Annotated in this window: 3 protein-coding genes; all 3 read right to left on the bottom strand. The window is 59.2% G+C overall.

Annotation, left to right across the window (positions count from 1 at the left end):
- Positions 1-56 precede the first annotated feature (56 nt).
- The 3 genes from JNN07_14145 to JNN07_14155 are packed head-to-tail and all read right to left on the bottom strand — an operon-like array spanning position 57 to position 9,047.
- Positions 57-2,381, bottom strand: a complete 2,325-nt coding sequence (locus tag JNN07_14145; protein MBL9168876.1) for an AAA family ATPase — start codon at positions 2,379-2,381, stop codon at positions 57-59.
- A 3-nt stretch (positions 2,382-2,384) separates the two neighbouring features.
- Positions 2,385-5,744, bottom strand: coding sequence for an ATP-dependent Clp protease ATP-binding subunit (locus tag JNN07_14150; GenBank protein ID MBL9168877.1), 3,360 nt, complete (start codon positions 5,742-5,744; stop codon positions 2,385-2,387).
- Positions 5,745-5,750: 6 nt separating this feature from the next.
- Positions 5,751-9,047, bottom strand: a complete 3,297-nt coding sequence (locus JNN07_14155; protein MBL9168878.1) for an ATP-dependent Clp protease ATP-binding subunit — start codon at positions 9,045-9,047, stop codon at positions 5,751-5,753.
- Between the last annotated feature and the right edge of the window lie 257 nt (positions 9,048-9,304).

Here is a 9,304-nt window from a genome sequence, read left to right on the forward strand (position 1 = left end):
GATTGCAAAGCTCCGGACACCGAAGCGAGCGACCGGTTCATGGAAGGTCGACCGAATCATGGTTCGGTCGCCCGATCCAATATGCTCACCCTTCCCTCTTCATCCAAGTCGAGGTGCAGCGTGCGGTTGCGGGCCTTGGGCCAAGCCATCCGCCACTCAGCTAGGCGCACGGCCACCTGACTTTCGATGACGCGCTGCAGGGGGCGAGCTCCGAAACGGTGATCGTAACCATCGCGAGCCAGCGAGCTGACGACACGATCAGACCAAGTGACCTTCAGGTTCGCTGCCGCCAAGCCCTCGCGGGCTGCCAACTCAGAAAGTTCCTTCCGCGCGATCTGCTTCACATCCTCGGCACCGAGCGCCTTAAAAGTAATCACCTCATCCAGACGATTGAAGAACTCCGGGCGAAAGAACTTCGTGACTTCGGCCTCCTGGCCAACCTCGGTGCCAATGCCAAAGCCGGCGCTATCGCGTGTCGATGCACCGAGATTGGATGTCATGACGACAATGGCGCTGCGAAACCAGGTGATGCGTCCGAAGCGGTCGGTGAGCCTACCCTCGTCCATGAGGCCCAGCATAATGTCAAAAATCTCCGGAGCGGCTTTTTCGAGCTCGTCGAACAGGACGACACAGAAAGGCTGGCGGCGAACCGATTCGATCCATGACGCAGGTCGGCCATTCTCGCCTTGAAGAAACCGCTGAGCCGATCCCCACCCTGAATACTCACTCATATCCAAGCGAACGAGTCGATCCTTCGCGCCATTGGAACCGAAACAAAACTCGACGAGCGCCTTCGCCAACGCAGTTTTTCCCACGCCCGTAGGCCCGCAGAACAGCAGCACGCCCAAGGGCCGGGACGGATCAGTCAGTCCGGTCTTGATCGAAACGAGCAGCCGGGATCCAGCAGTAACCGCATCGGGCTGACCGACAATCTCGGCGACGAGTCGGTTTCTCACCTGCTCAATAGGCAGCAGCGACTCGTCGCGTAAGAAGACTTCCGGCAGACCTGTAAGCTGGGCGAACTGCGCGATAACGTCGCCAGCAGTGACCGTTTTGCGGCTTGGGGCGCCCGTGGGAGGAGCCTGGATTAGCCTTCGGAGGAAATTGGCAGCGTGCCCGGGGAAAGCCGTGTAAGGTTGATAGCGCTTAAACAGACGGAACACCAGTGCCGGAACGCCCACTTCAAGGTCGAGTTGCGCCGTGGCAGCCTGAGTGGAAGCTACTCGTTGAAGCACCAGCTCCGCAGTCGACTCGTCGAATAAGGGGACTGGCACAATCTGGAAGACATCGAGCAATCCGGGAAGCAATCGACGACACGCCAACACCTCCTCCGGGGTCGCTTCCGCAACCATGCGCAACTCGCCACGCTCTAGATAGGGGAGCAGGAAGGCCGCCACGCTGTCGCCTGCGCCTTGGCCGCCAACTTGTAGGAGCTCGAGCAGGCTCTCAGCGCAGAAAATTCCATCAATCTCTTTCAACTGGGCGATCAACGCTTCGCATCGTTCCTCCCATTCACCCAGAAAACGCATTCCCGAGATCAAACGGCCACCGCTCCCTCTCCAGCAGCGCAACGAAGCCTCCCCTGCATCTGAGTAACTCTGATCCTTGCCGGATTCCGTGGGCGAGGAAGCTCGCTCCATTCGCGTCATGCGCTTCGCCGAATCCAGTAGGAGTGTGGTTTTACCCACGCCGCATTCGCCGACCAGCAGAACGTTGGCTTTCTCCTTCCCCAACTTGCGGGCGACCACTTCCGACAGCTGCTCACGACCGTAAGCCGCCGATGCATGCCGTTTGCGACCAACGTCGTACAGGAGCGGGTCGGCTACTGTAAACAGTAACTTTAGCTCAGGCCTATCCACAGGCATGACGCGGCGAACCCTTTCCCCAAGGCTTGGGATAGGCAGCGTCTCTAGCCGACAGCGGGCCGACGGAAAACTGGAGGCCAGTTGCTCAGGGGTGACATCCCGGAGAGATTCTTTGACGTAATGAGCGACCAAGTTCGGGAGAGCCGAATGATCCTGATAGTTGAACTGCGCCGGAAGGTGCGGAACAACACAAAGAAGCAGCCCGTTGTCCTGCTTACCCGTCACGCAGGGAACCCGCAGGAACAGGGTTTCCGGGCAGGGTATGATCCTGGCGCCATGGCGATACTGAGGTCGGACCTCAACTTTCACTTCGATCAGGACCGCCTCACGCACTTCTGAATCAACCGCCCAAGGCTCGTGGTCCACACGCCAGTCCAATAATTCCTTAAGCTGAAGCACCGCTTCCTCAGGGGTCGAACCGTTAGCCGCAGCGCCCTCCAGGTCCCCAACCAGTGAGGCCGTGAACCAACCTGAGGCATCCTGCCAGGTCAAAATGGGGTAATGGTGGCTGCCCATAGATCAACTCTCCCGCGATAGACTCACCGCAACCTCCGGTGGCAAAGGCAACATCGAGAGTAGCAAACTTCGGAACTCGTCGTCCGAGGGCCGATCCGGAACGGTGACCCCGCTCCGAAAGTCTGTCATTCCCTGATTCTCAACGACACGCTGAATCACGGGCCCAAGAGAATGAACATCCATGTCATCTACGGATGGAGAAAGCTGTTGGCATTGTGCCCCCCCGTTGCTGTCCGCGGCCAGCGTCTCCAGGCTCGTTAGGATGACTCCGGTGCCTCCGTCGGCCCGCTTGATCAGGATGAGGTTGGGTCCCTCGGGCAAAAACCGGCGGGCATCGTGGCCGACAATCCGGATCGCCATCGAGCGTCCCTGAGGCTCACTGAGGTTCCCACTCCCGCCCAGGTTCTTTTCCCCGAGGGACTCCACCGACACCAACTTGGAAGCCCCCCAAATCGAGCCAAGAGCTTCGACATGCAATCGAACGAGGCGGTGCATCAGATCGTTGTCTTTGGCCAACAACGTACGGAACGTCAGTAGCAGGACCTCCTTCTCGCCATCCATAGGCGCTTGGGCGAGTGCCTCAAGCAGGGCAACCTCGCGAAGCAAGGCCGCGAGTGGCGAATCCGGCAGCTCCACAACGTCGGCCTCCAAGTCCTCAAGCGAATGCCTAACAGCAAAAACATCCCTCAATCGGTGCAAGAACGTTCCCGAAGGACTGTCAAACAACCTCTCTGGACGCAAGGTCCTGGCCCGCGGCAGCTTGGATGCTCGTTTAGGACGGCCAGCCATGACTTGCGCATCCTCGACATCTTTAATGAGCTGAAGCACATTCACGATGGATTCGCGACCAAGGAAGTAGCGCACGTGATGAGCAGGAAGAGCCGCCAGTTCAATCGTTCCCGCAGGCGCGTTCTTTCCCAACTCCGTTTCGATTCGGCGCAAAGCGCGTCGCACTCCATCGAGAACCTTGACGGTCCAATTCGGATCGGATGCCAGCGGACTGGCTGGTCCTAAAGTCTCTGGCCAGGTTACCGAACGGTCCACGGGATTCAAACTTCTCAGGCTGACGGCAAATCCCGTCTCTTTCGCGGCCAGCAAGGCCATCATGGCAGTCCCTGGCGGCAACGCGACGAGCAGCTCTGCCAGTGGTTGAGCTACTTCCCGTTCAATCACTCGCTTCAGGGCGCGCGCACCCAGCTGGGGATGATTCCCTAATCCCACCAGCCGCTGGATAGCGGCTGGGGCCACCGTTAACACACCATCCCGACGGCGCAATCCATCACGCGTCAGAAGATTTCCAATGAGCAGGCCGCAAATGCGTTCCAAGTGAGTGGCATCCAGAGTGCGAAAAGGAACGACTCGATCCAAACGATTGAAAAACTCAGGCCTAAAAAACTTCTCAGCTGCGGAGATATAGGCAGTGTCATCCGCTGCGGAACCAGCGGAGCCGACTCCAAAGCCGAGTCGCGCCCGGGACTCACGTGCGCCCAAGTTTGAGGTCATCAGGATCACCGTCTGAGTGAAATCCGTCACTCGCCCCAAAGAATCGGTCAGCCGGCCTTCGTCGAGGACCGCGAGCAACAGATCGAAAAGCTCCGGAGAGGCCTTCTCGATCTCATCGAACAAGACCACACTAAACGGCTGCCGTCGCACGGCACTGGTCAGCAAGCCCTCCGGCTCCATCGGGGAACCGGTCAATCGGAGAACCGATGACGCGTCCACGTACTCGTTCATGTCGAAACGCAACAGCCGCTCCTTGCCGCCAAACAGAAGCTCGGCCAGAGCATTGGCGGCTTGTGTCTTACCTACCCCCGTTGGCCCCAGCAGGAGCAGAGTCCCCAAAGGCCGGCGCGGATCGTTGAGGCGTGCTTTCAGCGTCACCAGAATATCGGCGAAGGCTTCCAGGGCATTGTCCTGACCCACGACCCTCGTGCGCAGTTGCTCCAAGAGACTGCTGCGCTCCAACTTCACCGAGCCATCCAGCATGGCCACGCGCAGCCCGCTCTGTTGCTGGAACTCCTCCAACGCATCCGCTCGCGTGACCGGTTGTCCTGAATGCCGAGCGGCCAACCGTTTCAAAAAGTCCGCCGCTTTTCCAGGGAACGCGGCGTCGGTGCCGAAGCGACGAACCAGGTCGCAGGACGCCGGGACCACCTCCAAGTCGAACGCGCAGCGATGCGCTTCCTCCAGGGATCGGTCGACATGGATCAAGATGCGCAAGGTCTCAGCGTCGGACGGTTCTTCTACCGGGATGAGGTGAAATAGATCGGCGAATGCGCGGTCTCGTTCCTGGAGCTTGCGCCAGGCCTCGGGGGCGATTTCAGCAACCAACCGGACCGATCGACGTTCGAGCCACGGACGAAGTACCTGGGCAACATTGAGGTCGGAGGCGGAACTGACCCCGGCGCTGAACAACCCGAGCAAGTCGTCGAAATAGAGCACCAGGTCTTTCTCTCGGGCATGTTCCAAGATAGCCAGCACCCGATTCTCCCACTCGCCCAAATAGCTCATTCCGCTGATAAGGCGCATAGGGGACACGAGCCAGACATCCGGCCCGTCACCAGAACCTCCTTTCCGACGGGCGCAGATTCGCCGCACGAGTTCGTGCAGCACCGTGGTCTTTCCAACCCGTCTGGGACCGACCAGCAGAACCGGTCGACGATCATCGGCAACCAACAAGCGATCCAACTCCTCAACCTCATGATCACGATAAAAGGCGCGCTCCAGGTCGTCCGGATACATGCTATTCAACCGGCGACCTGTTCTTCGCAACTCCACTTCACCCTCCTTCTTCTCCTGGCCGCCAAACAACGCGGCCCGGGTTGTGCCACTCTTCTTCGTGGCGAGTGAAGCGGGATCCAGCGCCACTTCGAGAATGGTGAGGCGCCCCTTTCCGATCAGAGCAAAGTCATCCAGATCCACTGCGCCCCTGTCGCGTTCCATTTCCCGAAAATGTGGGGTGAATACCGTGACGGCGCGATCCGCCAACGTCTGGTTGGACAAGACTTCAAAATGGAGTTCGGGCAGCTTCGGACAAAAATAGAGTTTTCGACCGAACGAGGAATAGCCAACCAGGAAAAAAAGTCGACGATGCGAGCCAGACTTGAGCTCAAGCCGCAGCTCAATCGTGGTCTCGTCCAACAAAGGATCAAAGGTCCATGCCGCCAGGTCGTCATGGCGGGGGCTTCGACCTAACCCAAGGAGGAGCTGGTGGAGGTTGTTCGAAAGCTTAGCCAGAGCGCGAGTCAGTTTCTCGGCTCGCTGCACGGGTTCTCGCTGGAATAACGGTCGAACGACAAAGGTCGGGGAGATGCCCGGCCCCGAAGAGCGTTCCTCGATAAAGATTGGGATCGAAAAGATCATAGGAACTCAGCGGGTGGCCTCCTCGACGGCCAGCTCCAAGCGCTCCTCGGTTAGCACTGCCAAGCACTGTTTCAATCCCTCACCAGCCCAAGGTCGATCGCCGAGCTTCCGATCTCGGACAACTCCCTTCTCCTCAACATAGGTCCGACAGTTCGACGCGCCCCGGGCGTCAATACCGCCCTGGCGATGGATGCCGGGTGGTGGCTCATATTTGTCCACAGGTGGCGAAGCGGACTCGACCAGCACTTTGAACCCTTTGTTCCTTCGTTGGATGAGGTGCAAGCCAGCCTCCGATTGAAATCGAACGGCAAACAAATCGCCCCGCAGATGCATCACAATACCCATCAACTCTTCCGGCGGCGAGGCGAGAAAGACACTCAGTTTCTGAGGGGTTTCACGGACCAGTTTGGTCACATTCGATGCCTTGCCGGCCGGGAGACGCAGATAGTCGAGTTTGAGGACTTCCCCCAGATCCAAAGCGAGGCGGTAATAGGTTAGCGCCAACTCGAGCAACGAGGATCGATCCTCACAGTAGAAGGCGAGTACAACATCATCCGGTGAGGACTGCTGGTGGCGAACCACTTCACGCTTCAAGTGCCGCAACTCCTTCGTCAGAGCATCCAACTCCTGGGTCATCAGGCTCTCATCGATCGCTGCACGCCCATGGAATAGCGTCAACGCGTCCGTCTCGAACTGGCTGGCCCGCTCAAGGAGGTCGGTTACCGCTCGCAAGCAGGCGCGCAGTTTCGGCCATCGAGCCAGACGGACTTGTATTTCCGGTGCCTTGCTCGCGTTGGGCTTGAGTCGACGCTCCAGAGATTCAAGCATGGCCACTTCGTCCTCTATCCTGCTGAACGAAACACACCGCACGAGCCGACCCACACGACGGCGCTGCTCGACCAGTCGCGTAATGATGGAATGAACAGCTGGGCTAGTGCGCTGTGGGTCGTTTTCCTCCTGAGCCTGAACTTTTACTTGAATCCGTCCTTGCTTCAACCATACCGATACCTGCAGGGCGGTAGTGCTCCGGTATTGGTTGATCGCCTCGGCCAACGGTACCAGCAACTCTTGCTGGATGGCGCGTTTGAGAGGGCGAGCGCCATACCGCACATCATACCCGCGGCCGGCCAGATGGTGGGCGACCTCTGGCTGCCATTGCCACCGAATAGAGCGGAGGCGGAGACCATCCCGCAATCGGAGCGAGTCCAGATGCTGCCTGGCGATCGCCAACACCGTATCCTGCGCCAGAGCATGGAATGGAACGATGGAGTCCAGCCGATTGTAAATCTCCGGACGTAGGAACTGGCGCACTGCGTCAGAAAAATCGGATTGAACCTGAGCGCTCGACCCGGCGTCCGATCGGAAACCGGTCGGCCCGCGCTGGATTCGTTCCGCGCCCAAGTTCGAGGTCATCACGATGACACTATTGCAAAAGTCGGCGACTCGACCGGAGGCGTCCGTGAGCCGCCCCTCACCGAGAATCTGCAGCAGGAGGTCAAAAAAGCTTCGATCCGCTTTCTCGAATTCATCCAGCAACACGACGCTGAATGGCTGCTCCCGGATTCGTGCGGTGAGTAACCCTTCATTCCCGTTCGTCAACGGGCCGCCAATCAGCCGCTGAACCGACACCGGATCACTGAACTCGTTTAAGTCGAAACGGACGAGGCGACGAGGGTCACCGAACAGAAAACCGGCCAATGACTTCGCCATCTCGGTTTTTCCGGTGCCGGTCGGTCCGATGAACAAGAAGGAACCCAAAGGTTTACGTGGCCGGGCGAGCCTCGCTTTAACCACCACCAGCAGCTCCACCACTCGAGCTACAGCTTCAGGCTGCCCCAGCACGCGTTGAGCAAACCACTCCCGCGTCGCCGTTAGATCCAAGTCGATCTCGTCATCCAGCAACATCGGGGGCAAGCCCGTCTCCCGCGAGAAGGCAGCGATGACTTGCCCTTCGTTCAACTGCTTCTCCGGAAACCGGTCGGCCAACAAGTTCTTCAGAAAGCGCAACGGACGACCAGGATTCGCCGAGTAGGTGGCATAGCGCTCGTGAAGCCGATGCAGCCGAGCCAGTGCCAGCTCATTGGCTACACCATCCATGCCCTCTTCGCCTGGAGACACAGCCAGAACCTTTCCGAGAATCTCTCGAGTTTGTCCAGCGGTACGCGCCGCGATAGCCAACGGCTGGAACGCACCGAGCAGGTGTGGCTCCTCGCGCTCGATCATGCTCAACTGCTCCGGCGTGCATTCGGCGATCGCGAGCACCTCGCCCCGCGCGATCCAGGGCCGCAGGAAACTACCCACGCTCTGTTCCCCACGGGAAGCCTTGCCCACCTGAAGCAACTCATCCAGCCCGTTGAGATGAAGGATCGCCTGGGATTTGGAAACATCGCGGCAGAGAGACTGACAGCGTTCCTGCCACATTCCGAAGCCGATCTGTCCGGTCATCAGCCGCGAACCGCTGGTAGACCAAAACGAGCTGTGGCCAAAACCAAACTGATTCCGACGTCGGGCCAATTCGCGCACCAGCGCGGTCTTCCCGCACCCGGGAGGACCCACCAAAAGCACGCTACGAGCATTTGGTCCTGCCAACAGCTCGGCCAACTGTTGAAGCTCGGCATCCAACTCGAAAGCGGGCTCAGACACTCCGGCAGGGGCGGACTTTCCAGAGTTGCGTCGACCTGCGCCCCCAGTCCTTCGTCGCGGCGGCAGTTCCTCGGCCAGTTGACTCAGCGCGGATGACTGTTCCTCCTTGGCCTCTCCAGCCATGGCTAGCTCCTTCGGCGTCTTGCGGTGCGCGGCCAACTCCAAGTGCCCCACCCGGAGCTCAGAGACTCGCTCGAGCTGAGCCAACCGACTCAGGCTGAGTTGCGGACCCGCACCGGCCAACACCAGACGAACATGAGCCTCCAGGCGCTCCAGGAGGAGCGCGGGAGAGTTGGCGAACACGTAAACGCCAAGCCCAGGCACCGCTGCATGGCACACCTCATCCACGACCCATCGCACGAAATGAATCCGCAGCATCAGCGGTTCCTCCCACTCAGGTGAACGTCGTGGCGGATCGAATCTCAAGGTCACCGAGTCCACTTCGAGATCGGCTCGAAAATTTCGACGATGCAAGGAGAGGGCTGGTGAAAGGCTGGCGTCCTCCAGCAAAATTCTAGCTTTGGCTTCAAAGCAGGTCCGAGACTTCTGCCCGTCCGCCTCCAAAGCGGAGATTTCGGAATACCCCATCGCCTCCAAGAGTTGGGTCCCCTCCTCAAACACGCGAGTGACCGTGGTCAGTTGAAAGGGCATTTCGGGCATGGGCAAAACACGTCAGAACAATAGGATGCAACGTGCTGGAGCGAGAGTAAAAGACTCGCGAAGACTTTGTCTAGTGTGGTTCTCATGCGGCGCCAGTCCGAGAACCCGCAGGGTTCCGAGAGATTAGCCGGGCGATCGAAGATCCCCGGAATTCCGTTCCCTTTTCCGCCGCACCCTGAAAGGCGTGCCACCCGTCGTATAGCCTAACCGAACAAACGGATTAGGCTCCTTGAGTCCGGGTGACGCAAGTCTCAGAA

It is taken from the genome of Verrucomicrobiales bacterium, from assembly GCA_016793885.1.
Lineage (GTDB): Bacteria > Verrucomicrobiota > Verrucomicrobiia > Limisphaerales > UBA11320 > UBA11320.